The organism is Helcococcus bovis, assembly GCF_046035835.1.
Classification (GTDB): Bacteria; Bacillota; Clostridia; order Tissierellales; family Peptoniphilaceae; genus Helcococcus; species Helcococcus bovis.
In genome coordinates this window covers 1-23,278 of the sequence record NZ_JBFNGB010000002.1, presented here as the reverse complement: position 1 = coordinate 23,278, position 23,278 = coordinate 1, and the positions used below count along the sequence as shown (strand labels likewise).

The 23,278-nt window shown below is 28.4% G+C and carries 29 protein-coding genes; all 29 read right to left on the bottom strand.

All coding sequences use genetic code 11. The annotated features are described in order from the left end of the window. Positions 1–38 precede the first annotated feature (38 nt). The 29 genes from ABGF48_RS00845 to ABGF48_RS00705 all read right to left on the bottom strand — a co-directional run bounded on the left by ABGF48_RS00845 (position 39) and on the right by ABGF48_RS00705 (position 23,220). Complete coding sequence (locus tag ABGF48_RS00845) at positions 39–1,322, bottom strand: M18 family aminopeptidase (RefSeq protein WP_408104470.1); 1,284 nt, start codon at positions 1,320–1,322, stop codon at positions 39–41. Positions 1,323–1,377: 55 nt separating this feature from the next. Beyond that, positions 1,378–3,096, bottom strand: a complete 1,719-nt coding sequence (locus ABGF48_RS00840) for a hypothetical protein (protein ID WP_408104469.1) — start codon at positions 3,094–3,096, stop codon at positions 1,378–1,380. A gap of 70 nt (positions 3,097–3,166) precedes the next feature. Next, positions 3,167–4,990: a heavy metal translocating P-type ATPase gene (locus ABGF48_RS00835; protein WP_408104468.1), complete on the bottom strand. Its 1,824-nt coding sequence runs from the start codon at positions 4,988–4,990 to the stop codon at positions 3,167–3,169. A 225-nt stretch (positions 4,991–5,215) separates the two neighbouring features. Next, complete coding sequence (locus tag ABGF48_RS00830) at positions 5,216–5,632, bottom strand: hypothetical protein (protein WP_408104467.1); 417 nt, start codon at positions 5,630–5,632, stop codon at positions 5,216–5,218. 250 nt (positions 5,633–5,882) lie between these two features. Then, positions 5,883–6,044 (bottom strand): hypothetical protein, encoded by a 162-nt coding sequence (locus ABGF48_RS00825; protein WP_408104466.1) that lies wholly within the window; start codon positions 6,042–6,044, stop codon positions 5,883–5,885. A 144-nt stretch (positions 6,045–6,188) separates the two neighbouring features. Beyond that, positions 6,189–6,680: a DUF2335 domain-containing protein gene (locus ABGF48_RS00820; protein WP_408104465.1), complete on the bottom strand. Its 492-nt coding sequence runs from the start codon at positions 6,678–6,680 to the stop codon at positions 6,189–6,191. Continuing rightward, the gene (locus tag ABGF48_RS00815) at positions 6,667–6,876 is read right to left on the bottom strand and encodes a hypothetical protein (protein WP_408104464.1); all 210 of its coding nucleotides are present in this window, start codon (positions 6,874–6,876) and stop codon (positions 6,667–6,669) included. Before ABGF48_RS00815 ends, ABGF48_RS00820 begins: the two co-directional genes overlap by 14 nt. A 412-nt stretch (positions 6,877–7,288) precedes the next feature. Continuing rightward, positions 7,289–7,531, bottom strand: coding sequence for a hypothetical protein (locus ABGF48_RS00810; RefSeq protein WP_408104463.1), 243 nt, complete (start codon positions 7,529–7,531; stop codon positions 7,289–7,291). Positions 7,532–7,690: 159 nt separating this feature from the next. Next, positions 7,691–7,963: a hypothetical protein gene (locus ABGF48_RS00805; protein ID WP_408104462.1), complete on the bottom strand. Its 273-nt coding sequence runs from the start codon at positions 7,961–7,963 to the stop codon at positions 7,691–7,693. A 10-nt stretch (positions 7,964–7,973) separates the two neighbouring features. Further along, on the bottom strand, positions 7,974–9,053 hold the full coding sequence (locus ABGF48_RS00800; RefSeq protein WP_408104461.1) for a GH25 family lysozyme: 1,080 nt from the start codon (positions 9,051–9,053) through the stop codon (positions 7,974–7,976). A gap of 92 nt (positions 9,054–9,145) precedes the next feature. Beyond that, positions 9,146–9,394, bottom strand: coding sequence for a hypothetical protein (locus ABGF48_RS00795; protein WP_408104460.1), 249 nt, complete (start codon positions 9,392–9,394; stop codon positions 9,146–9,148). Between the two features lie 154 nt (positions 9,395–9,548). Further along, the gene (locus tag ABGF48_RS00790; RefSeq protein WP_408104459.1) at positions 9,549–9,920 is read right to left on the bottom strand and encodes a hypothetical protein; all 372 of its coding nucleotides are present in this window, start codon (positions 9,918–9,920) and stop codon (positions 9,549–9,551) included. A gap of 8 nt (positions 9,921–9,928) precedes the next feature. Next, positions 9,929–10,600 (bottom strand): hypothetical protein, encoded by a 672-nt coding sequence (locus tag ABGF48_RS00785; RefSeq protein WP_408104458.1) that lies wholly within the window; start codon positions 10,598–10,600, stop codon positions 9,929–9,931. Positions 10,601–10,615: 15 nt separating this feature from the next. Then, complete coding sequence (locus tag ABGF48_RS00780) at positions 10,616–12,523, bottom strand: DUF859 family phage minor structural protein (protein WP_408104457.1); 1,908 nt, start codon at positions 12,521–12,523, stop codon at positions 10,616–10,618. Further along, positions 12,516–14,405 (bottom strand): phage tail spike protein, encoded by a 1,890-nt coding sequence (locus ABGF48_RS00775; RefSeq protein WP_408104456.1) that lies wholly within the window; start codon positions 14,403–14,405, stop codon positions 12,516–12,518. Before ABGF48_RS00775 ends, ABGF48_RS00780 begins: the two co-directional genes overlap by 8 nt. After that, positions 14,402–15,124 (bottom strand): distal tail protein Dit, encoded by a 723-nt coding sequence (locus ABGF48_RS00770; RefSeq protein WP_408104455.1) that lies wholly within the window; start codon positions 15,122–15,124, stop codon positions 14,402–14,404. The genes ABGF48_RS00775 and ABGF48_RS00770 overlap by 4 nt, the downstream gene beginning before the upstream one ends. An 8-nt stretch (positions 15,125–15,132) precedes the next feature. After that, positions 15,133–17,163, bottom strand: a complete 2,031-nt coding sequence (locus ABGF48_RS00765) for a phage tail protein (protein WP_408104454.1) — start codon at positions 17,161–17,163, stop codon at positions 15,133–15,135. After that, entirely contained in the window at positions 17,160–17,426 is a 267-nt protein-coding gene (locus ABGF48_RS00760; protein ID WP_408104453.1) for a DUF5361 domain-containing protein, read from the bottom strand. Before ABGF48_RS00760 ends, ABGF48_RS00765 begins: the two co-directional genes overlap by 4 nt. A gap of 116 nt (positions 17,427–17,542) precedes the next feature. Continuing rightward, the gene (locus ABGF48_RS00755) at positions 17,543–17,806 is read right to left on the bottom strand and encodes a hypothetical protein (RefSeq protein WP_408104452.1); all 264 of its coding nucleotides are present in this window, start codon (positions 17,804–17,806) and stop codon (positions 17,543–17,545) included. A gap of 3 nt (positions 17,807–17,809) precedes the next feature. Then, positions 17,810–18,367, bottom strand: coding sequence for a phage tail tube protein (locus ABGF48_RS00750; RefSeq protein ID WP_408104451.1), 558 nt, complete (start codon positions 18,365–18,367; stop codon positions 17,810–17,812). Between the two features lie 8 nt (positions 18,368–18,375). Next, positions 18,376–18,714: a hypothetical protein gene (locus ABGF48_RS00745; protein WP_408104450.1), complete on the bottom strand. Its 339-nt coding sequence runs from the start codon at positions 18,712–18,714 to the stop codon at positions 18,376–18,378. After that, entirely contained in the window at positions 18,711–18,950 is a 240-nt protein-coding gene (locus tag ABGF48_RS00740; RefSeq protein WP_408104449.1) for a hypothetical protein, read from the bottom strand. The genes ABGF48_RS00745 and ABGF48_RS00740 overlap by 4 nt, the downstream gene beginning before the upstream one ends. Then, entirely contained in the window at positions 18,943–19,281 is a 339-nt protein-coding gene (locus ABGF48_RS00735; RefSeq protein WP_408104448.1) for a hypothetical protein, read from the bottom strand. Before ABGF48_RS00735 ends, ABGF48_RS00740 begins: the two co-directional genes overlap by 8 nt. Beyond that, positions 19,241–19,663, bottom strand: a complete 423-nt coding sequence (locus ABGF48_RS00730; protein ID WP_408104447.1) for a phage Gp19/Gp15/Gp42 family protein — start codon at positions 19,661–19,663, stop codon at positions 19,241–19,243. The genes ABGF48_RS00735 and ABGF48_RS00730 overlap by 41 nt, the downstream gene beginning before the upstream one ends. Before the next feature lie 3 nt (positions 19,664–19,666). Continuing rightward, positions 19,667–19,948, bottom strand: a complete 282-nt coding sequence (locus ABGF48_RS00725) for a hypothetical protein (protein ID WP_408104446.1) — start codon at positions 19,946–19,948, stop codon at positions 19,667–19,669. Positions 19,949–19,950: 2 nt separating this feature from the next. After that, a complete protein-coding gene (locus tag ABGF48_RS00720; protein ID WP_408104445.1) occupies positions 19,951–20,844 on the bottom strand; it encodes a phage major capsid family protein in 894 nt (297 codons plus the stop codon). 5 nt (positions 20,845–20,849) lie between these two features. Then, positions 20,850–21,323 (bottom strand): capsid assembly scaffolding protein Gp46 family protein, encoded by a 474-nt coding sequence (locus tag ABGF48_RS00715; RefSeq protein ID WP_408104444.1) that lies wholly within the window; start codon positions 21,321–21,323, stop codon positions 20,850–20,852. Between the two features lie 80 nt (positions 21,324–21,403). Further along, positions 21,404–22,807, bottom strand: a complete 1,404-nt coding sequence (locus tag ABGF48_RS00710) for a terminase (RefSeq protein ID WP_408104443.1) — start codon at positions 22,805–22,807, stop codon at positions 21,404–21,406. A gap of 71 nt (positions 22,808–22,878) precedes the next feature. Next, positions 22,879–23,220, bottom strand: coding sequence for a YjcQ family protein (locus ABGF48_RS00705; protein WP_408104442.1), 342 nt, complete (start codon positions 23,218–23,220; stop codon positions 22,879–22,881). Positions 23,221–23,278 lie beyond the last annotated feature (58 nt).

Here is a 23,278-nt window from a genome sequence, read left to right as displayed (position 1 = left end):
AAATTAGATAAATTATCTTCATCTTATATTTTTCTTAACTATTTTGATTCGTAAAATGCCTTCATCAACTTAATCATCAATAATTGATCTTTTGTTCCAGCCATTTCACTGATAGAATGCATTGCTAACATTGGATTTCCAATATCGATATTTCTAATTCCTGTGTTTGTTTCAATAATTGCACCAATTGTTGAACCACCTCTTAAATCTGATCTATTGTGAAACATTTGTAATTCTATACCATTATTTTTTGCAATATCAAATAAAACAGCTCTACCAAATGAATCTGTCGCATATGATTTTCTTGCTGAATCTTTAATTACTGGTCCTTCATTTAATTTTGGTCTATTTGTAGGATCAGATTTTGATATATAATTTGGATGGATTGCATGCGCTTGATCTGCAGAAATCATATATGATTTATAAATTTGATTTATAAAATCTTGTTCATCATTTCCTTGTGATAAAGATATTTTTTTCAAAACATCTTTAAACATTGCACTTGCTGCTCCTTGTTGAGTTGATGATCCTATTTCTTCATTGTCAAATCCAACAAAAATTTGTGTACTATCAGATGCTTCAGCATTTATGATAGAAACTAATCCTGCATGAATCATGCCTAAATTATCAATTTTACCTGATTGATAAAACTCTCCATTAACACCTAAAAATGTAGCTTTTTCTCTACTATACAAGAATAAATCATGACTTAAAATATCATCTATATTTACATTTAATTCTTGTGCTATTAATTCGTCTAATTCAAAATCTTCACCCAATCCAATAACTGGAAGTGCTTGAGTTTGTGCATTTGGCACTTTTCCTCTCTCATCAGCTCCTGTCATATGAATAGCCAATGAAGGTATTGTCAATAAGTTTTTATCTATGTTTAATAATTTAACTTCTGGTGTATGTGAAGTTTGACCTTTAACAAAAACTCTACCAGAAATTGAAAGTGGTCTATCAAACCAGCTTTGTAAAATTGGTCCGCCATATACTTCTGTGTTTAATTGTAAATAACCAAACTGTTTAATAACTGGGTTTGATTTAATCTTAAATCCTGGAGAATCTGTATGAGCTCCAATAATCTTAAATCCAGATTTTTCATCATTACCAATTACAAATCCGATTATTGTAGAATCATTTACAACTAAATAATATTTTCCTTGCTTTTTTAAATTCCATTTTTCAGCTAATTCTAATTTTTCAAATCCAGCATTTTTTAAAATTTCAGCTGAATTTAATGTTGAATGATACATAGAAACTGACTTGTCTAAAAATCCTAATAAATCATCCATAATCTCTTTATCATTTAATATCATTTTTCCTCCTAAAAAAATATAGGTGACAGAATAAACTATCACCTACTATTATATACTATTTTGGATTAATCCACATCCCTAAATTATTTTCTACTTTAGTAATGTTTATCATTCCTGAATTTGTTTTATAAATAATGTATTCTCCAGGTTGTAAAGTATTTACTTTATTAACCTTTAATAAAGCATCTTCAGCTCTAACATATCCATCTGTTTCCTTATCTAAAACAAATTTTTCTCCTTTTACAAAACCAGAATTATCAGAAGATTGGTCTTCATCTAAAATATTTTCTTTAGGTTCTGTAATCTTAATTTCAATATTTTCTTCATTTATTTTTTCTTCAGGTTTAATTTCAGATTTACTTTCTGTTTTATTCTCTCTATTTGTACTGAAAATATTATCTTTATTTACCAAAGAATCTTCTTCACTATTAGAATTCTCAGTATTTTTTTCAGACTTTTCCTGCAAATCTTTATCAGATGCATTTTTTTCATTTTTTTCTTGTTTATCTTCTTTAATAGCTTCTACTTGTTTATCATAAATTTCTTTTACTTTATTTGAGCTATCAATTTCTAAAAAAACATTTTTATCAGAATTAGACTCAACTTTTATAACTTCATCATTTTTATTTTCAGAAAGTTTTTCTTTAGTTTTTTCTAATACTTCATTATAGTCGAACCCTAAATCTTTTATTTCTTTTTTAGATACATCATTTGCTATATATTTTTCTACGACATCCTCAACCTTATTGTCTGAGTTACCAATTTTAATTGATTCATTTATAAAGTTTGAAGTTTTAACTTTGTTAACATTTTCTTTAGGATTTATCCATACTCCTGAATCATTCTCATTTTTTGATAAATTAATCATTCCATCTGATAATTCAAAAATATAATATCTTCCTTTTTCTAAACTTTCGATAGAATTAGTTTGGGTTTTAGCATCACTCAATGAACTATAAGCTTTTGTATTTTCTCTTAAAGTATAGTCTCCTTTTTGATTCTCAATATTTTCATATTTAACTTTTTCAGATTTTACAGCAGTTTTTGAATGATTATTTTCAAATTTTACATTTTTTGGATTTATCCATACCCCTGGTTCATCTTTAATCATTGTTACATTTATCATTCCGTTATAGCTTCTATAAATATAATATGAACCTGGTTCCACAATTGTAACACTATTTTCAAAATTATTTGCATCATCTGCATTCATATAACCATCTAATTTTGTATCTAAATTAATTTTATCAACATTTATTGTTTCAATTTTAGAACTTAATGTTTTATTAGGGTTTATCCATGTACCTGGTTGACCTTCATCTAAAGTAATATTAATCATTCCTTTAGATTTATTATATATTTTATATATTGCTGGAAAAACTGTATTAACAGGATTTTTATCAGAAACTGCATCATCAGAACTCATATATCCCAAAACTTCTTCCGATAATACAAACTCTTCCCCGATATTCCCATCTTCATATAAATTATTTATATTTAATTCTATATTGTCTTTTGGATTTATCCATAATCCCTGTACATTTTCCTTTTTAGAGATATTTAACATTCCATAATCTTTTTTAAATATATAATATTTTCCTTTAGGAAAGGTTTTAATACTATTTATTCTATTTTTAGCATTAATAGCTTCACTATAAACTTGAACACTATTATTAAGTTTATATTCTTCTGCAAATACAACAGATTGAGATAACAATACTGCTGCAGACAGTGTAACTAAGCTCCCTTTTTTGATATAGTCTCCTGTATTCATTCTAAACTCCTATAAATTAAACAATTATACTTAGTTATAGTATATAACAATATTTTTGAATATGCAAAATTTATTTAAATGATAATAGTCTTAAACCATTTAATATTACAAGAATTGTTGACCCTTCATGGAAAATTACTCCTGTTGGTAAATCTAGTAATCCAAATAAATTTAATACAATTAGAATGATTATTACAGAAATCGAGAATATTATATTTTGTTTAATAATCTTACTTAACTTTCTACTTAGCTTAAAGCTATGATATAGTTTGTTTAAATCATTTTTAACTATAACTATATCTGATGATTCCATAGCAATTGAACTACCACTTCCCATTCCAATACCTATATCTGAATTTGCAAGTGATGGAGCATCATTGATGCCATCTCCAATCATGGCAACAATCTTATTTAAATAAATTTTATCATTTATATACTTTAATTTATCCTCTGGAAAACAATTTGCAACATAATTTTTTATATTTAATTGATCAGCAATTTTTTTTGCAACCTTATCATTATCACCCGTTAACATTTGTACATCTACATTATCAATTCTAAAATTATTTATAGCTTCTAGAGATGTTTCTCTAATTGTATCAGCTAAAATAATATATCCAACTATTTCTTCATCTTTAGATATGAATGAAATAGTATTATTATCTTTATTCAATTGTAAAAATTCTTTTTCATCTTTATATGTCTTAAATTCTGGAAAATTACCTATTTTAATATTTACCATTTTCAATCCACATCCAGCAACTTCTTGAACTTGTCCGTTAATTCCATCAGTTTTAATATTTTCAAATTTTTTCAATATTCCTTCTGCAATCGGATGATTTGTATTTTGTTCAATATAAACTATTATTTTTAATAATTCATCAGGAATTACATAATCTATAACTTCAAATTCACCATTTGTCAATGTGCCTGTTTTATCTGTAGCTAAAATATCCATTTGACCTAATAATTCCATTGCTCTAGAATCCTTAAATAAAATACCATTTTTAGCACTATTACTAATTGCACTTAGTGTTGCAGGTGTAGCAGACGCTACTAATGCACATGGACTAGCAACGGTTAAAAGTACCATTCCTCTGTAAAATGCTTGTTCAAATGTCATATTTCTAAAATAATAAAGCATAATAATAAATAAAGGAACTGAAATCAGTACACTAATAACATATCTACCTTCTAATTTTTCTAACATTTTTTCTCTTTTTGAAGTTTTATTTTGTGCACTTTCTACCATTTTTATAATATTTGAAAATACAGTGTCTTTCTTAAGTTTACTAACTACTAAATTAAATGAATCCCCTTCATTAATTGTTCCAGCAAAAGCTTCTTGACCTTTCTCTTTTGTAACGGGCATTGCCTCACCTGTTAATGAAGATTCATTTATGCTTACAGTTCTGTCTACAATACCATCAATTGGTAATTGATCACCTTTTGAAATAACACAAATATCACCAATTTGTAAATCATCGGTATTAACAATTATTGTAGTACCATCTAAATTCAAAACTTTAGCTTTTTGTGGAACATGTTTTATTAATTCATTTATTTCTTTAACTGATCTTCCAGATATATAATTTTCTAAAACTTCAGCTCCTGCAAAGATTAATAATAGCATTGCTCCTTCTGATTCATAGTTTATTAATACTGCTCCAACTGAAGCTAAAATCATTAATAAATCAACATTTAATTTTTTTTCTTTTATAGAACTTAAGAAGGTATTTTTAGTAGCATAATATCCCAAAAAAATCATGGCAATGTAAAAAGAATATTTGCTCATATTTACCTTCAAAAATTCTAATATAAATCCTATTACTGTAAATAAAATTCCCAGCAATAAAAATCTCCCTTGTTTTTCCTTAAATAAATAATTCAACATATTTTCGTCTCCCTTAAAAAATATTTTTACATTTATATAAAAAATCGCACTGTAGAACGATCGTGCCGTCCCACAGTGCGTTTAATTACACTCTGTTGTCATTACTTCAATGACCGGGCTAATATACAAATATTAGCTTGCTCAAATTTATTTATTTAAATCTATTATACAACAAAAATATAAAAAATCAAATTTTATCAAATTAATTATTAATTTCAATCAATATTATTGTGCTTTCTTATCATCATGGTCGTGATGATCTTCACCTTTAAATTCTTTAACTTTTATATTTGGAAACATAGATGTAAGATCTTCATGAGTTATAAATTCGCTTCCATCTTTTGTTTTAATATGATAATGATCTCCATGTTTTTCAATTGACTTAATATCTTCTTCTTTTAATTCTGTTGGAACATGGTCATGCTTATGATCTTTATCGTGGTCATGATCTTTATCGTGGTCATGGTCTTTATCGTGGTCATGGTCTTTATCATCATGTTTTTCAGCTTTTGTTTCTTGCTTAGTTTCTTTAACTGTTTCAAGTTTTGTTTCTTTTATAGTTTCTTTAGTATTATTTGATTGACATCCAGCAAAAAATACTGAAGCTACTAATACCAAACTTAATAATTTTATTTTTTTCATATTAACTCCTTTTTTTACTTAATAATAATGATTCTCATTACTAGTATAGTATATATAAAATATATATATTTGTCAAATTTTGTAGGCTACGTACAAAAATGCTCACGAATTGTGAGCTATATATACAACTAAAAAACGTTGGAATTATAAGCATTCCAACGTTTTTTAATTTGTATGATATTATCTCTTTGAAATTTTGTCTTTATTTGATTTTCAATGATTAAACGATTATTTGTAGACTATTTGTAGACTAATTTTCTAATTCTCTATTTTTCATTTTTAAACATTCCTTAACTATCAAGTAATTTATCCACTCTAACATCTCTATCAAAATCCTTTCATCTTCAATAGTGATCTCTTCATCGTTTAATATCTTCTCAAGTACCGTATGTCTTTTTAATAATTCATTCATTTTTACTCCTTTCAAAATAAATATATCAAAAATCCAGAAATAAAAAATGTCATTATTATTAAGTTTTTGTAATTTGCTTGTTAATGAAAATTTTTGTTAGTTGCCTTTTTTGTGGAAATAAAAAAGAGTAGAAATTTTTCTACTCTATATTTTATCTAATTCTTTGTTATTCTTTTCTATTACATTTTTTTCTTGCTTTTTGTTAGTAATAAATACCCCAACAATAGATGCTATAGGAACAAAAATTGCTGAAAATCCTATAATGTTCTTATTATTAGCAGCAAGATATATTCCTCCAATTATAGAGATTGCACATAATATAAATCCTAAAATCATTCCTATTTTTTCATTTGTTATATCATTTTTAATAACTTTTTCTTCTATTCGTATTCTGTGAGAACTTTGATTTTCAGCCATAGCAAGTATTCTATTAGGAAAATCATAGTCAATTTCTGAATATTGTTTTAAAACTTCAGGACTTGGAATAGGTCCACTATATAATGATATTTCTTCACTTATTACAGTTCTAACAATATCTGGATTTTTTTGCATTAAATCTTCTAATAATTTTGGATTTTTCTCTATTGCACTTTCAACTTGTTTATTAGTTATTTTTGCAGAATTATTTTGTGCCATCTATTGATTTCCTTAAATCATTTCCTACTGTTGCCCAATCAGATTTTAACGCTTTGCTATCAGCTTCCATTGCACTTCTTGATGAATTGTATTTAGTTTTTGAATTTCCTAAAACATTAGCTAATCTTGCCACACCTTTTAGATAATTTGGTTTTATGTATAGTATGTTTGTAAAACTTCTATATTTTGTTTCCATACAACACCTCCATTCGATTTATATATACCCTATTTTTACAAGTTAAAATTCCTTTTAATTTATATATAAATATATTATATTATTTTTTATCAATAATCAATAGATTCAGAAAAAAGAGCCTATTTAGACTCTTTCCTTCTGTTATCCTTGTTTTTTTCTGACTCATCTGTATAAATAAATATATTCAATATTAACTCCTGATAATAAAAAAACCACCGACAGGTGACCTTGTGTCTGACGCCAAAAAATGACGCTTAAACGTTAATTCAGTTTCACAAGTATACAGCATAGTTTCCTATCTGTATCTCTATTATAACACCAAAAAAAACACTTGACAAGGGAAATATATTGACATAATTTGAACATATACACTATATATAGTAGCAATGTCTATATTTTATATACACCCAATTTAATAAGGCGTTCTCTTCATTATCTTCCACTTTTTAGATGCTTTATCTATACGTATCTTATATACTCTCCTGCATTTAATACAATTAATTTGTATTGTAAGTGGTTTTTCGTCAGGAATATTGCTTAATGTTTCACAGATTGTACTATTTCTACAAGGACATTTATAAATATTTTTCTTTGTTTTATAAACTTTTTTTATGCTGATATATTCATCTACTTTATCTAAAATTATATTCTCCATTATTTATCACTCCTTAAAAAAGAACAGATGTTCTGCGTTTAAAAGTATAATATGAATTCACCTCTCGGTCAATCGCTAAATATGGTGTAGCAAGATATTGATATACTATTTAAAATAAAAAAAGTGCTAGAGACATTTATATCCCTAGCACTTAAAAATTTAATTATTTATTTGTGGTTTTGTTAACTTTCCTACTAAATCATATAAGTAATTAGATCCTCTACTTGCAACTATACCTGTAAGAATAATATCTGCAATTTTATTTACTTGCATTCCTAATGTTGTAAATAGTGTTGCGTTAAATAAAAATGCTATAACTATCCCTATTGCTACTGTGCCCAAAAGCACAGGAGTCTTTACAATTTCTTTAATATAAGTCACAAGTGCTTCAATTAATATTGCTACTGATACTATTAATAATATATTTTCCATTTTAAGCTCCTTAAATTAATTTATTTACTTTTTCTTGTACTTTATAAAAATCATATCCCTCTGCAGATAATCTCTTCTTTCTTTCATTTCCATTGCCGTAGTCGCCATCAATGACTTTTTTTGCTACTTCTTCATACTCTCTATCATTTAACAATCCATTTACTGTTGTTTGAATCTTTATAGCATTGTATCCCGCATCTGTAAGTCTTTTAATTCTTTCTTGACCATTTCCCCATATCCCTGAAATAACTTCTTTCGCTATTTCATCAGTAGATTTTTTTATTAATAATGAGTTTACAATATCTTGCACTTTGTTATAGTTGTATCCTGCTTGAGTTAATTTTTGTTTTCGCTCTTCTCCGTTCCCCCATTTTGCCGCAATAACTTCCCTTGCTATTACATTTATGTCTTTTAATGGTTCTAATTTTGATGTGCTTATTTGTGATTTAACTAATCCATTTAATCCAGAATCTCTAATTATTTTAGGATAATTTTTATTAATCGTATTCATATCTGTTGTAGCAATTCCTGAACCGTATTGTGGTCCGTTTTCTGTATATTGGTGTATACCTGATTTTCTTACATAATCAGTATCCGGAAACTCTCTCCAATCTGCATACCATAAATCAAATTTATCTAACTCTATTTGATTCCATTTATTTTTTATGTAGTCAAGATTTGCATAATTTCCAACATACCAACCATATGATTGTAACCTTTCACAAAATGCTTTTACCATTGCTGTTCTTAGACTTGGTGTAACATTTACTCCAACTTGTCTTGCGTATCTTTCAGAGTCATACTCATAATCTGCAAAGACTGGCAATGTTAATTTTCCTTTGAATTCTTGTAAATAAACATTAAAATAATCTGCTTCTTTTATCGCTTCTTCAACATTAGTACAATACATAAACCAATATGCCCCAACACTTAGTCCATACTCTAAGGCTTTTTTTACATTTTTTACAAAATATTTATCTCTTGAATTAGAGCCATAACCTGCTCTTATTATTATACCTTCAATTCCATCTTTTTTTATTTTTTCAAAATCTAAATCTTGATTCCAGGATGATGTATCTATTGCTTTCATATTTCCTCTTTCTTTATTTTTTTATTAATACTTTTATATGCCTACATTACAAAAAACCTCTTAGAAACGATTTTATGATGTAGGTATTGCAATTACTTGTTTTCAGGCCTATTTGAATCAATTATAGGAAGTTTTATTGCTTCTTTATATATTAATTCAGTACGTGAGTTTCCTCCTAGTGATTTGTATGCAGTAAATAGATCATCTAAGTCTATTTTTTCATCAATAGTAATCCCTCTTTGATCTTGAATATGATTCGCAAGCCGATTGACTCTAAATCTTAGAAGAGCAAGTAATCCTTCTTTTAAAAGTCCTTGTTCTTCACTTTCTCTTTCTGCCATATTTCACTCCTTTTATATAAATAAGGAGCTAGAATGTTATTTCCAGCTCCTTTTATTATTTTTAAGCCATACATTTATATGCCTAACACTAAAAACGCCTCTTAAAACTCAAATAAACAATCATTGTGTATATTACTTGATTTAAAGGGTGTTTTTATTTATTTTCTGTGTAATCGATTTGATATCTCTTCATGCAGTCTACATATCTTTGATGTGTTCTTGAGTTTCCTCCTAAAGCTTCATAAGCTTTGTACAAATCATCTAAATCAAGTCTTTCGTTAAGAGTCATTTTCCCTTCTTCAATTATACAGTCGATAAGCCTATTAATTCTAAATCTTAATAACGCAAGCATACCTTGCTTTATTAACTCTTGCTCTTTGGATTCATTCTCAATTTGTTCTCTTTTTACTTTTTGAGTTTTTGTAAATTCCGATAAAGCTTTTTTCATTATCCAACCTATCCCAGCTACTAATAGCACTGCTATGGTTTGGTAAAAGTGTTTTATTATTACTTGTAATAATTCCATACAAACCTCTATTCTTCTTTTTTAATTTCCCTTTCGATTTTGACCCATCTATCATCTCTACCCGGTTCAGCGTTATCTGAAATTGTTTCGCTAGATTTATATAAATCTCCATACCAAGTTACGTATGTTTCAGCTTCAAATGCTTCATCACGATTCCATATTTTCGCTTTAGTAAATTTTAAGTCATAATCTGATTTTTTTTCTTCTCCAACTTTTTGCCATAATGTAGGTTCTAAGGCAGGGCTATGTTGATTGTCATATTTAAATGATTTTTTTGCCTTATATAAAACTCCTGCATAGTTATAGCGATGATTTAAGTGTATTTCTATCCCATCATATAGTCTTGGAAATAAATCTTTATTTTTTATTAACTCATCATCTGACTTATCACTTGCCCATTTTTCAAGAATTTCATTTTTTTTATGAGTTAATTGTTTGTTTTCTTCTTCTATTTTTTTTATTTTATTTTTTTCTTCTTGTTTTTCAATTTTTAATCGTTCGTTTTGTTTTAATGTTTCTTCTAATAATTTTTTTTCTTCTTGTTTTTTGTCTTCAATTTCAATCATTTTACTGTAAGCATCTTCTAAAGAAATATTTACATCAAATACTTTGTTTATTATATTTCCATCTCTTCCAAACATTGAGATTTCAAATCCATTTTCAACTTTTCTTATCTCCATTTTTATCTCCTTATATTAATCTCCTATAGCAACCCAATAAACACCTATTGCAGTTTGAGCACTACGACCATTATATATTGTTAAATTAAATCCTGTTGTTGTAATTCCATGCACTCCAACACTGTATAGTTGAGGAGCTCCTGAATTTATTGTTACATATACTCGTGGAGTGTTAAAAAAATTAGTACCAAAATTTACAAATTCGGTTTTATTTGTTTTTGAGTTAACTGTTATTGAATGATAACCTGTTTTTTGATAACTTGGACTATCTCTATAAAACATAGGAGACCAAGAACCCCAACCATCTCCACTTGCACCAAAGGTATATCTGTGTCTAATCCAAACTCCATAACTGTTATACAATGTATACCTTTGAAGTATATATGCTTTATCACTTGAAGCAAATACTTCTAAATATCCTGCATTTAATGTTGGATAATTTAATTCTTTACTAGCACGTTGACTCAATCTTTGTAAATAGGTTCCTGAATGAATAACATCATTTAAATTTTCATTTGTTAAAAGTGTTGGACTTCCTCCAATAAAGTTAGTGTCGTCCGATAAATCAATTGCATTTTCCTTTGAAGCAAATTTATTTATCGCTATTCCAGTTCCAGATGAATGAAAGTTAATAAGTTTTTTATTTGTATTTATATAAAAATATCTAACAAAACTATTAAATTTATCTGATATGGTAAATTTAACTTCATATTCCTTTGAACCATCCGCAGCTATTGTTTGATATTTTTCGGTATTAAAACCATTTGCAGTAAAAACATTTGTAAAATGTCCGTTTGGATATTCTCTATAATCAACTTTAAAATTAATTTCATTGCCTTTAATATCACTACCGATTAACTTTGCACCTAAATTCATGTATGATCCTGAACTATCAGCAACACCTGAAACACTTGACCTGTATGCTTTTATTTTTTCTAAATTTGGATTTTTATATGCTAAAACATCAATAGTTCTTGTAAATAAAGATTTTCTTGCTCTAGAGTCAATAACTGTTGTAGTTATTTCATATTTCCCTGAATTTGAAAAAATACCAGTTGTAAACTCTTTATTATTATTTGATTCTATAGTAGTATTGTTGAATTTAACGATTGTGTTTATACTCTTTATAGATGAGCTATAGACCCCTGTTGAATTTACAACAACTTTAGCACTTGAATTGTTTTGTATATATTTATTATTAAGCCCATTTAAAACAGTCAAATTATTTATCACACTAGGTAATATATTACTAGGAACATTTAAGGTTATAGGTACTTCAACTGTTCCAATTGTGCTACCTCCGTTTTTTGTAATACATCTAATAATCCAATTTCCACTTGTTGAATTTGGGATATTACTTGCAAGACTTGCATTTGGAGTCCATGTTATAGAAGTTGAAACATTTGTATTTAAAGTTGTAAAACTTGAATCACCACTAAATTTATACATTACATCATGAGTAAATTTATCACTTGCACGAGGTAAATTTATTGTTACTGAGTTCCCTAATGTTACATTTGAAGCGCTTAAACTCGGTTTAGTTGCTCTAGGGATTGTGGTTAATGTCATTTTGCCACTAGAACTTGTATTTGGAAAATATGAATTATCTCCATTTATACTAAAACTTAAATTAATAGATTTTGTTCCATCTGAATTATGAGGGATTGTTAATTTTCCACTTCCCCAAGTTTTAGTTTTGGAACTTCTAAAATCATATGTTTGTAAATTATTTAATACATTTTTTCCATTTATTGTAACTGTAATTCTTGTAGATAAATCATTATTCCACGCACCACTACCTCCATTAAATGTTGTTACTAACTGCCAACTTAAAGTCGAAGTGTTTTTTGTAATATCTTGACTATTTTCATTTACAATTAATTTTGTTTGGTAATATCTATGATTACTAATTATTTCAGCCATTTATCCCTCCTATTTTCGAAAAACTAACACTTTGATTTTCTTCAACAAAAAATCCAAAATTTCCAATTATTAATGAGTTCAAAAAGTGTCCATCATATACATAAAGCTTATTATTTGAAAAATATGCAACCTCATTTCCATTATCGATAAATGACATTTTATCATTTGTTATATTTACTTTAAGACTACTTGTATTTTTACCAATCACCAGTCCATTTTGATTAAAAATAAAATAACTTCTTATAAACTTCCTATCCTCATCTGATAAATTTTTATTTTCATTGACTAAATTGTTTAATCGCTCTATTGCAATAGTGAAATCATTACCCGTTTGAGTTAATGATGTTTGGCTATTTTGTATCTCTTGTAATTGAGCATTAATATTATTTAGTGGATTTTCTATAATATTTGATACGGTTTGATTAATAGACACATTTGAAGATAAGTCAAGGTTTTGTCCTACATCTGACGCTAGTTTGTTTGCTGTGATGGAATTTGAGATGATGCTTTCTCCTGCTATTCCTTTACCGTCTATGGCTGTCTGCCACTTCCAAGCTCCATCCGTGCCTTTTTCGTTTGAAATTAAAACTTTTCCAGCCCCTAAATAAACTACTTTTGTTGGATTTTCGTTTATAGGTTTGTCGAATGAGTAAATTCCTGCAGGTAATTTGTATTTATTATTTGCATCTAATTTATATGTGTAACCATCTTCGTTGAAGTAATCAATAGTTATATCTTTTAACTTTCTTTCTAACCTACTTTCAATGGCTGATATAGATTTTTCTTTTTCTTCTTTTTCAGCCCTTATTCTATCCGCTGAAGAAATAACTATTTTATCTCCAAATTCAAAATCCTGTATTTTTTTATTAAACAAATTTCTTTTTAATGAAAATATTCTAGTTTTATACCTAATATTTATATCATCTCTTATAATTGCTACAATTTCTCCAACTTCGACTTTTTCGGTTTCAACAGCTTTTGCTTTTAATTGCAGCTTTGGTCTTGAATTTTCTAGTGCATATTCATAAGTTGCTTGGAGTAATTTTTCTTTATCATCAATTTCTGAAAATTCTACATATGTTATCTTAGGAGTTCCATCAGGATAACCAAAATAATTTGTCATCTCTTTTATTTCAACATACTCTTGATTCTTAGGCTTATATACCGGATTCCCATCTGCAATATTCCATTCAATATCAGCAAATGTTATTTTTCTTCCATACCCTCCTGTTGACTCACCATCTTCATTTGTTTTTTCTTCACCTTTACCAAGTCCAATAAACGCAGTAAATACATTAGAATGATTTTCCTCTGATACTACAGAAATAAGTTTATCTCCATATTCAAACCATTTTCCATAATCTTTACTAATATGATTTTCAAAATATATATTTTTTTGGAGTTTACCACCATAAAATGAAATATTTACTTTGTATTCACATCCTGTTTTTAATAATTTATAAAAAGCTTCAAGAGCAGATATTCTACGAAAATTTATAGTCACATTTATATCAGAAGTAGAAAATACATTCCAGTCAGTATTTGAAAATATTGTGTCTGACACTTCTTTTACTGTTTTCTCCTTGAATCTTTTATCAAATATAACCCTACCTTGTAAATCTTCAAACAATATATGAATGCCTTGGTATTCAATAAATTTCTTTTCTTTCTTTTTATTTATAATTTTGTAAATAAAAAAGTTAGATTCATCTTTATATCCAAAAAATCTAACTTTACTATCTAAATATTTAATTTTTTCAAATGGTAATATTATATCTGATTTTATCTTTCCATTTAAGTTAGTTTCTTCAATAGCAGATAAAATATCCTCTTTTGATACCTCATCTAAAAAGTTTTGATTTTGATCAAATAAATATATCATAATATTACTCCTCTGTATATTACTTCAGGAGTATTCCCTCCTGTAATTACAATATTATCTCCATTTTTTATTCTGAAATTTTTCCAAGTTGATATTGTATAATCTAATTTATTAGATATAACTTTTCCATTGATTGTAATAGAATTATTGTTTATTATCACTTTCCCTCTTAATCCATCTAAATTATTTACCTTTATTACATCACCATTTGTTATATTTTTTATTTCAAATTCATCAGATGTATTGGTAAACGTGAAGTCGACATATTCAAGTCTTGAGTGCTTTTCGCTGTAATTTATTGTGATATCATTTCCTCCAAGCTTCTTGTTTTCTAAATATTTCCAAGGTTTTTTGCAATATATTGTAAAATTTCCTTGCCCTGTAAAGTAGTCATACCTAATATTTTCTACAGATTTTAATCTACCTAATCTGTATCCTTTTTCATCATCAAAAGAAAAAGCGACTTCATCTTCAGATTGAATTAATAAATTCAATTCTTCTATAGCCTCTAATTTTTCTGAATTATTTTTTGCTTTTATAATAAAATAAACTTTAATTTCTCTACTTGAATACTTTTGACTTTCTATAAAATCACCATCACTACCTTCAATATCAATAATTTTAATCGTTGGTGCAAATAATCCTCTTCCTTCTACATTTACTGTTGTGTATTTTTCTAACCTATCATCTAAAACTATATTATTAAATTTTATCTTCATATAGCCTCCTAATATGCTAGTTCTAATTCTAATTGATTGTTATTTTCGTCATCAATATTTTTGCTGAACGCTCTAAATGTCTTACTTCCCATATTCAATATAAATTCAGCTGATTTATTCATTTTCTCTAATTCACTCTTTTGCAAATCACTATTAGAATTTAATGCAGTACTCATATTCATATTTATAGAACTTTGCATATCTCTTGTAGCTTCGTTTTCTATATCATCCATAGCTTTTGATACTGTAGATACTTCGTCTGTAATACCTAGCGCTAAACCTTGCCCAAGCATTGCCCCAATTTCATCTCTAAATACTCTAGATGGAGAATGTATTCCAAAAAATCCTTTTATGCTACTTAAAATACTGCTTGCAAATCCCGATATTTTAGACTTGATCCAACCCGTAACGTCTGATATCCCATTCCACAATCCTTTTATTAAATTTTTACCAACGTTGTAAATTCCAGACAATAAAGCTCCAAAAGCATTTAAAATCCCACTTATGACTTGTGGAATTTTAGACACAACATAAGGGATATTTTGTATTATTCCCGCTGAAAGTTTTACTATCAATTCTAACCCTTTAGCTAAAAATTTAGGTAGATTTCTTGCTATTTCAAAAATTAACTTACCCAACAAATTAGCCATAGCACTTATGATGTTAGGTAAATTATTAAGAATACCTGTTATCATGCTAAATACTAATTTAGCTCCATTCGATAAAAATTCTGGTAATCTTTCAATTATTTTACCTAAAACTTTTTGGATTAATTCAAACATTTTATTCAATAATCCTGGTGCTTCTTTAGCTATACCATTTATAATATTAATAATAAATTCACTTCCTTTTTGATACCATTCTGGTATTTTACTTGCAATATTAGTTATTATTGTATTTAATAAATTAAACCATTGCTCATACAAATTAGGTAATACTGTAATCATTCCGTCAAGAATGTTATTAATAAAATTCATACCACTTTCTAAAAATTTAGGTAAATTTGTTGAAATATCATTTATTAAATTATCAATAAATCCAAATATTGTAGTTTGAATACTGTCTATATTATTAAATGCATTAAGCAAACTTGTAATAAGTTGATTTCCTAAATCTATTCCCGTTTGTATCAAAAATGGTACCCCTTCAGTAATTGCTGTTATAAAAATACCTGGTATTTGTTTTGCTATGTTCCAGAGCATGGGAATCAGATTATCTGTTAAAAATACTTTAGCACTTGATACTAAGTCCATAAAAGCGGTATTAGCTCCCTGTCCTAATGCTAACTTACCTAAAAAGTTTGTAAACGCACTACCCATGGTAGCCCATGATCCAGACAATGTTTCTGCTGATTCCTTTGCAGTTGTACCTGTAATCTTCAAATTTGTTTGAACGGCATGAATTGCATCTCCTACATCTTTTAAGTTGTTGATGTCATATTTAACTCCTGTTAGCTTTTCAGCATCAGAAAGTAGTCTCATCATTTCTTGCTTAGTACCGCCATAACCAAGCTTAAGGTTATCAAGCATAGTATAATTTTGTTTCGCAAATCCATTATAGGCATTTTGTATTAATTCTAAAGGTGTTCCCATTTTATTAGCGTTATCCGCCATATCCACAACCATTGTATCAAATGCTTTAGCACTTGCTTCAGTATTTCCCTTAGTGGATTGTAATAGAGCAGCCCCAAATCCTGTAGCTAACTCTTGATAAGCATTTTGCGATAAATTAGCTCTTTTATATGCTGTTTCAGCGTTTTTTTGAACATCTTTAAAATGTTTACCGTAAATAGTTTCAATTCCGCCTAGTGATTGTTGAAGCTTACCTCCTTCGGTAATTGTGTCTTTTATGACTTTAGCTATGCCCAATGCACCTGCAAATTTACTAATCGTACCAACTAATCCTTTTCCTAAAAAAGAGCCTGCAACACCCCCTGCTTTTTCTCCCTCAGGGGCTAATGCATCACTTATTGAATTTGAGATTCCTTTTGTTGTGGGAACTACTTGAACATACGCTTTGCCTAGTTGTGTACCACTCATGTAGCACCTCCTTTTATAATCCTTTTTCTTTCTTTTTCAAATTCCTCACTAGATATAAATACTTGATTTTCATTTGTTTTTTCACTCGATTGAAGTAGCTCTGTTATCATGGTAGGTCTATTTCGATTTTTACTTCCATCTTTAGTTTTTGCCCACCATAACAAAGATAATAAGTCTGTCGCTTTGGCAAGTAATAAAGTATTGAAGTTATAATTTATACTTTGGTATTTTTGCTTAACTCTACTATCATCTCTTAAGCCCATACAAAAAATAGCCACCTTTAGTGGTGGCATATCTCTGTACTCGTATATGTTGTAATATTCAGCTAAATCACAAATTAATTCATCTTCATATTTTTTTATAATTCTAGCAAGGAAAATTAGTTTTTTATTTCTTTTACTGATGTAAATATTTCAGTCATGGCTTCTTCTATGCTATTTATTGACACTTTTCCATTTTCATCTCTTAGAGAATTTAATAAGGTTTCTTTTTGCTTACCAAAAATTTTATTAACTATCTTAACTATTATTAACTTGTTGTTTTCAACTTCAGAAAATAATTCTAATAATTCATAATCGTTAAAACTTTCTTTATCGATTTTGTATTCAAACCCATTTTTTAATTTTCCTTTAATAAAATCCATAAATTATCCTTTCGTTATATATTCATAATGTGTATTACCTTTTTCGTCAGGCAAGGCCTTAACTGTTGTTTCATATCCAACGGCTTCCCCGTCTGTATAAGTTATTTCCCCAACTTCTGATACTACTCCATTCGGAATAAATATTCTCTTTAGAATCCCACCATTTAATATCATATCTACTACAAACGCTTTAGGTTCTGCGGGTATTGAATTAGCTGTAACTGTGATTCCATCATTTAATGTTCCCTTTACATTCTTTTCGCCATATACAACCTTTAACACTTCTTCATTTAACACTTCTATTAATGTAAATGTGAATGTATCTGGTTTAGATGTTTGTACAGTTAACACTGTATCTCCACCCCAAGCGGATATGTCTTCTGTTTCTGCTGTGTTAGAATTTACTAAGCCATCTTCTGAAACATAGCCTAAATTTTTAAACGCTTTGTCTAAATCTGTCGTTGCGTCTGTTGGTTTTACTTCTGTTGCAAGTGGCGCAGTAAATATAGCTCCTCCGACTTTAGGTTTTCCGAATGTTACATTTTTTACATTGTTTCCCATATTTCCTCCTAATAATGATAGATATCAAATACTGCTTGATATCTATGCTTTTTTCTTTCTTCATCTGTGAAATTGTAATCTGAATTCAATTCAATTCTTGATATTTCATTAAGTTTTATCAAATTTTCAACCTCTTTTTTTACTTTTTCATTCAAAATAACTGCATCATACACGCTTTTTGAATATGATTGAAAAGTAAATGTCGAATTGATTAAATGATTATTTTTCCCACTTCCTGTCTTTTCTATAATTACAAATTCTGTAATTTTATCATCTTTTGGATAAATAAAAAAACAAGGAATATTAAGTCCTTGCTTTAGATTATCCAATATTATTTTTTCTATCATCTTAATACCTTTAATAAAGTGTTGTTTTTGTTATTATCTCTTTTTGCTGATTTAGTCTTAGCAACAACCAAAGTTTTTAGTCTATCTCCACTTCTTACAACTTGCCCTTCATAGCCTTTACCAGATTTTCCTGAAATATTATTGGCATAAATATTTAACATGCTATTCATTTCTTCAGAAAAAAGTAATTCTGACACGCCTTTTTTATTTAATTCAAATTTAAATTTTTTAGTCATGTCTTTCTACCTTATACTTTTTATTCCATGCAAGTGGCATCATACTTTCAATGCCTTCTTCCGCTTCTGTAATAACTTTCCATGTTTTATTGAGAAACTTAACTTTTTGATTTTCCCAAATATTTGTATCTCCTTTAGGGATTGCTATTGTATATATAGTCTTTCTTCCTTCAAGATCACCAACATTTACCAAATCATCAGCTGTGGCTGGTGCGACTAAAACATTTTGAACTTCAATTTCTTTTTCTTCATAAATAGGTTCTCTAAGTGGATTCTCTCCAATTTTTACTCTATTTATTAAAGTTACAATTATCCCTTGAATTAACATCATATATATCTATCGCTCCATATCTTTGTTTTCTTAATCCTAATCTCTTTAACTCATCTCTTTTGATAAATACTCCACCCCCTGGATTAAAGTATGTCCCTGATATACTATATCCAAGTGCAGCTTGACTAAATTGAGTCATAGGTTCAGAATTAGTAGAACTCATTAAAGCTCTTGATACAATGTCTACAATAACTGATTTTACAACGCTTTTATAAGCTTCATTTTTTTTTACTTTATCATCTAAATTTATTCTTACTTCTTCAGCATGTAATCTTAACATGTTAGATACGACATCAATTAATGCTTCTGCTTTTTCACTTTCTTGAGGTGATAAAGGTCTAAATAAGATATTAACATCTTCTATTGTAGCTAACTTATTCATAGACTACCTACTTTCTAGCATTAAATCCCACAACTCTTTCTTTTTCATTTTTGGAGTATATTCTATTCCAAATGCGTCAAGTTCTTTTTTTATATCAGCGACTGTAACCATATCATATTCACTAGATAAATCTTTTTTGGATTCTTCTTTTTCTACGTGTACAACCTCTTGAACTTCATCTTTTTTTTCTTCTACAGGGGCACTTGGGTCATATTCAACCCAAGCTCCTGCTAATTTACTAGATGTTTCTATGATTGCACCAGTATTTTTATTGACATATTTCATAATTAACCTTCTTGAACCATTGCAAATGACTTTTCGTCTAATATGCCCCAACCAATATATGCTTCAGCTCTTAAGCAAACTTCATTGTGTGCTTTTAAGTCTTTACCTGTTTGATCTGGGTCGCCATATTCGATAACTTCCATTGGTACATTTTCAGCATACCCCCATTTGAATGCTTTATCAAAATCTCCTACAATCGCATGGTCTTTTTTAGCTGTACCACCATTTATTGTTAAAGTTCTATTTACGTCAAGTTTCATTCCTGCAAAGTTTTGTGGCTTCCCACCAAATTTAAATTCAGGATATTGTGCAACTCCATTAACTTTAACTTTACCTAATGCTGACCCTGCATTTGGAGATAAAGCTAATCCTGTTACAACTCCACCACCTAATAATACTTGTTCAACTGCCGCTTCTAAGTTTTCATCAATTCTACCTGCATCATAAACTGTTATATTTTCAGTAATTAACCCATCAAATGAATTTTTTGATTTAAATGATGCATCCGTCAATGTTTTTGGTTCTAATCCATGAATTGCAGCAATATCAAACGCTTCTGCTATTTTTACCGCAAAACCATTTGCGAAATTATTCATGTATTGCAATTTTTTTTCTTCTGCACAGTACATAAATTCATCTGATACTCTTGTTTGGTATACAATTTTTACTGGCTTAATTGTTTTTGAAGTGATTTTAGCTTCTCCAGCTTCTTTCTTTTCTCCCTCTCCTACAATTTGTGCATTTCCCTCTAAGTTAAATACAAAAATTTCACTTCCTGAAAATGGAATAGGCGTTTGATTTGATAATACAGCTAATGCTGAATGTCCTTTCACTTTATCAAACATTTCTGTTACTAATTCTGGATTAAATAATTGTCCTGTTTTTAATGTTGCCATATGTTTTATTCTCCTCTATTTGTTAAATTGTTTGCCATATCTAATAAGGCTTTGTTTCTTCCTTCATACTTGCTACCTTTAGGTTCACTTGACTTTAAAGGTGCAATTGGTGTCTTCTGTCCTATATACTCTGCTAATTTAATAGCATCATTTGTCAGTTCTTCTTCATTAGATCCAGTTAATCTGTCTGCTAAGTCATACGGTATACCATTTTGTAAAGCTATAGAAGTTTTTAATTTTGATATTTCATAATTACTCAATTTACCTTCAAGCTCTTTAATTTTATTATTTAAACCTTCGCTTCCAGTTTTCCCTTTTTCTAATGCTTTGTCTTTTTCTCCAATTTGAACTTTTAAATTATCTCTTTCAGTTGTTAATTCGTCTATTTGATTTTGGAATTTTTCTTTTTCCTTTTTTAACCTTGTAGAAATAATCTTATCTAATTCTTCTTGAGTTTCTATTACTTTAAATTCTGACATTTTTCTTCCTTTCTCACCCTTTACCCGGGGTTATCGGTAATTTTTTATATTAAAAAACCAACACTTTTATTGTGCTGGTGTTAATATCGTATTCTTTGAATTTTTTTAGGTTTAATTTCCGAACATATCCAATATGCTAATATTGCACTGTCCATAAGTGATATATCTCTATCTTCATATTGACTTTTATAACCAAATCCCCCTTGACTTCCTATGGGTCTCTTTTCACAGTTAGTTACGACCGCTCTTAATGAATCTTGATTATTATGACATATATTTTTTTGATATATCGCTTGCTCCCATTTTGCATTTGCATTGATTACATCTGATACTTTTGGAAGTATAACTTTAGCATTTATTTTTAAATCTTTAATTTGATTGTTCAATATACTCTGTCCATTAGCTCCATCAACTACAATTGATTCTATATCTGCTAATTTTAGAAAATCCAATATCCATCTATTACCATTTCTTACATTTACACAATCAATTGATTCAATAAATATTTTACCACTCAATGTTTTAACAGCTATACTTAAAGCTACATTAGTTCCATCTTTACCATATTTTATCCCTACATTTAATTTTCCAATTAACATAGGTATAGATAATACTCTAAGCTTATCCCAATCAATTTCTGTTATTGCTGACTTTTGATTATATTTAATCCAAAGGCCAAGTCTTTGAATGTTAAAGTCAATTTTATCTTCTCCGACTTCATCTTCTACAGCTCTTTCTTTTAAATGAAATCCTAAAGATGGATTAGTCAAATACCATAACTCACGGTCATTACAATCTGATTCATTATCAACACCCCATTCAGCCCACATTGTATTTTTGCTATTTCCCTCTAGGACTTTATTTCTCATATTAAGAAATACTGTACCACTTGATACCATTGTAGGTGGTGTTCCACAAAATAAGGTTTGCGGATTCTTACTGTCGGTAACTACATATTTAAGTGCTGATTCTTGGTCTTCGGTGTACTCTTGAGCTTCATCAATTACAAGTAAATCAAAACCTTCCCCAAGTCCACCTGTAGATGTCCTTGTCCTAAATGATATTTTCCCACCAGTTGCAAAAAATTCAATAACCTCAAGTCCTTTTTGTGCAAGTTTCCTAAAATCTTCTCCCTCTATATATCCAGCATTTGTAATAACTTTTACCAATTTATTCCATGCGGATGATGAAGTTGAAGTTCTATGAGCCGTATGTAATATTTGTTCACCTTTCATAAGTCCGTACAGTTCACGCATTATTACAATTTCATTCTTACCATTTCTACGAGGTAGTGAATATCCTACTTTAGTGTGAGTCCATAAACCATCATCATTTACAGCTAATATGTGCTTCATTAAACCTTTTTGCCATGGTAAAGCAGTCCTTTCTGATTTCTCGTATAATTCTATAGATTCTTCATATAAACTTACTTCGTATGGCAATATTACCGATTGAGTAGGATTTTGATTTCCTATTTTAACCATTTTATCCCCTTTCAATCTGATAAAGCAGTTTTATGACTTGCTTAGGTCAAGATTTTTACATTAATTATTTTCTATATGAATGGTGTAATCTCTTTTATATCTTTTAAAAAGTTTTTAGCCTTTTCTATAGTTGAATTTTGACATAAGTAATCAATCCCTTTAGGTGTTATTTGACAATACTTCAATTGATCTGGAATATAATATCCATTGCCTACACTTATATTATTAAGCCCTTTTATATATCCATCATCAATCAAATTTTGTAATATATATAACCAATATGTTTTATTTATATTAAATAACCCACCATTATTCAATAACATTTCAGGTTCATTATTTTCACCCTTTTTTAATTGTTGATACAGATAAGCCAATATTTTATAAACTATTACATGGTAATCATCTTTTGCCATTATACACTCCTTTATTCTCAACTCCTAAAAATAAGTATAAAAAAAGCACCTCTAACTT

Excerpts from the sequence above, each read along its gene's own strand:
- ABGF48_RS00845 (WP_408104470.1), bottom strand. The coding sequence starts at position 1,322 with ATGATATTAAATGATAAAGAGATTATGGATGATTTATTAGGATTTTTA.
- ABGF48_RS00840 (WP_408104469.1), bottom strand. The coding sequence starts at position 3,096 with ATGAATACAGGAGACTATATCAAAAAAGGGAGCTTAGTTACACTGTCT.
- ABGF48_RS00835 (WP_408104468.1), bottom strand. The coding sequence starts at position 4,990 with ATGTTGAATTATTTATTTAAGGAAAAACAAGGGAGATTTTTATTGCTG.
- ABGF48_RS00830 (WP_408104467.1), bottom strand. The coding sequence starts at position 5,632 with ATGAAAAAAATAAAATTATTAAGTTTGGTATTAGTAGCTTCAGTATTT.
- ABGF48_RS00825 (WP_408104466.1), bottom strand. The coding sequence starts at position 6,044 with ATGAATGAATTATTAAAAAGACATACGGTACTTGAGAAGATATTAAAC.
- ABGF48_RS00820 (WP_408104465.1), bottom strand. The coding sequence starts at position 6,680 with ATGGCACAAAATAATTCTGCAAAAATAACTAATAAACAAGTTGAAAGT.
- ABGF48_RS00815 (WP_408104464.1), bottom strand. The coding sequence starts at position 6,876 with ATGGAAACAAAATATAGAAGTTTTACAAACATACTATACATAAAACCA.
- ABGF48_RS00810 (WP_408104463.1), bottom strand. The coding sequence starts at position 7,531 with ATGGAGAATATAATTTTAGATAAAGTAGATGAATATATCAGCATAAAA.
- ABGF48_RS00805 (WP_408104462.1), bottom strand. The coding sequence starts at position 7,963 with ATGGAAAATATATTATTAATAGTATCAGTAGCAATATTAATTGAAGCA.
- ABGF48_RS00800 (WP_408104461.1), bottom strand. The coding sequence starts at position 9,053 with ATGAAAGCAATAGATACATCATCCTGGAATCAAGATTTAGATTTTGAA.
- ABGF48_RS00795 (WP_408104460.1), bottom strand. The coding sequence starts at position 9,394 with ATGGCAGAAAGAGAAAGTGAAGAACAAGGACTTTTAAAAGAAGGATTA.
- ABGF48_RS00790 (WP_408104459.1), bottom strand. The coding sequence starts at position 9,920 with ATGGAATTATTACAAGTAATAATAAAACACTTTTACCAAACCATAGCA.
- ABGF48_RS00785 (WP_408104458.1), bottom strand. The coding sequence starts at position 10,600 with ATGGAGATAAGAAAAGTTGAAAATGGATTTGAAATCTCAATGTTTGGA.
- ABGF48_RS00780 (WP_408104457.1), bottom strand. The coding sequence starts at position 12,523 with ATGGCTGAAATAATTAGTAATCATAGATATTACCAAACAAAATTAATT.
- ABGF48_RS00775 (WP_408104456.1), bottom strand. The coding sequence starts at position 14,405 with ATGATATATTTATTTGATCAAAATCAAAACTTTTTAGATGAGGTATCA.
- ABGF48_RS00770 (WP_408104455.1), bottom strand. The coding sequence starts at position 15,124 with ATGAAGATAAAATTTAATAATATAGTTTTAGATGATAGGTTAGAAAAA.
- ABGF48_RS00765 (WP_408104454.1), bottom strand. The coding sequence starts at position 17,163 with ATGAGTGGTACACAACTAGGCAAAGCGTATGTTCAAGTAGTTCCCACA.
- ABGF48_RS00760 (WP_408104453.1), bottom strand. The coding sequence starts at position 17,426 with ATGGGCTTAAGAGATGATAGTAGAGTTAAGCAAAAATACCAAAGTATA.
- ABGF48_RS00755 (WP_408104452.1), bottom strand. The coding sequence starts at position 17,806 with ATGGATTTTATTAAAGGAAAATTAAAAAATGGGTTTGAATACAAAATC.
- ABGF48_RS00750 (WP_408104451.1), bottom strand. The coding sequence starts at position 18,367 with ATGGGAAACAATGTAAAAAATGTAACATTCGGAAAACCTAAAGTCGGA.
- ABGF48_RS00745 (WP_408104450.1), bottom strand. The coding sequence starts at position 18,714 with ATGATAGAAAAAATAATATTGGATAATCTAAAGCAAGGACTTAATATT.
- ABGF48_RS00740 (WP_408104449.1), bottom strand. The coding sequence starts at position 18,950 with ATGACTAAAAAATTTAAATTTGAATTAAATAAAAAAGGCGTGTCAGAA.
- ABGF48_RS00735 (WP_408104448.1), bottom strand. The coding sequence starts at position 19,281 with ATGATGTTAATTCAAGGGATAATTGTAACTTTAATAAATAGAGTAAAA.
- ABGF48_RS00730 (WP_408104447.1), bottom strand. The coding sequence starts at position 19,663 with ATGAATAAGTTAGCTACAATAGAAGATGTTAATATCTTATTTAGACCT.
- ABGF48_RS00725 (WP_408104446.1), bottom strand. The coding sequence starts at position 19,948 with ATGAAATATGTCAATAAAAATACTGGTGCAATCATAGAAACATCTAGT.
- ABGF48_RS00720 (WP_408104445.1), bottom strand. The coding sequence starts at position 20,844 with ATGGCAACATTAAAAACAGGACAATTATTTAATCCAGAATTAGTAACA.
- ABGF48_RS00715 (WP_408104444.1), bottom strand. The coding sequence starts at position 21,323 with ATGTCAGAATTTAAAGTAATAGAAACTCAAGAAGAATTAGATAAGATT.
- ABGF48_RS00710 (WP_408104443.1), bottom strand. The coding sequence starts at position 22,807 with ATGGTTAAAATAGGAAATCAAAATCCTACTCAATCGGTAATATTGCCA.
- ABGF48_RS00705 (WP_408104442.1), bottom strand. The coding sequence starts at position 23,220 with ATGGCAAAAGATGATTACCATGTAATAGTTTATAAAATATTGGCTTAT.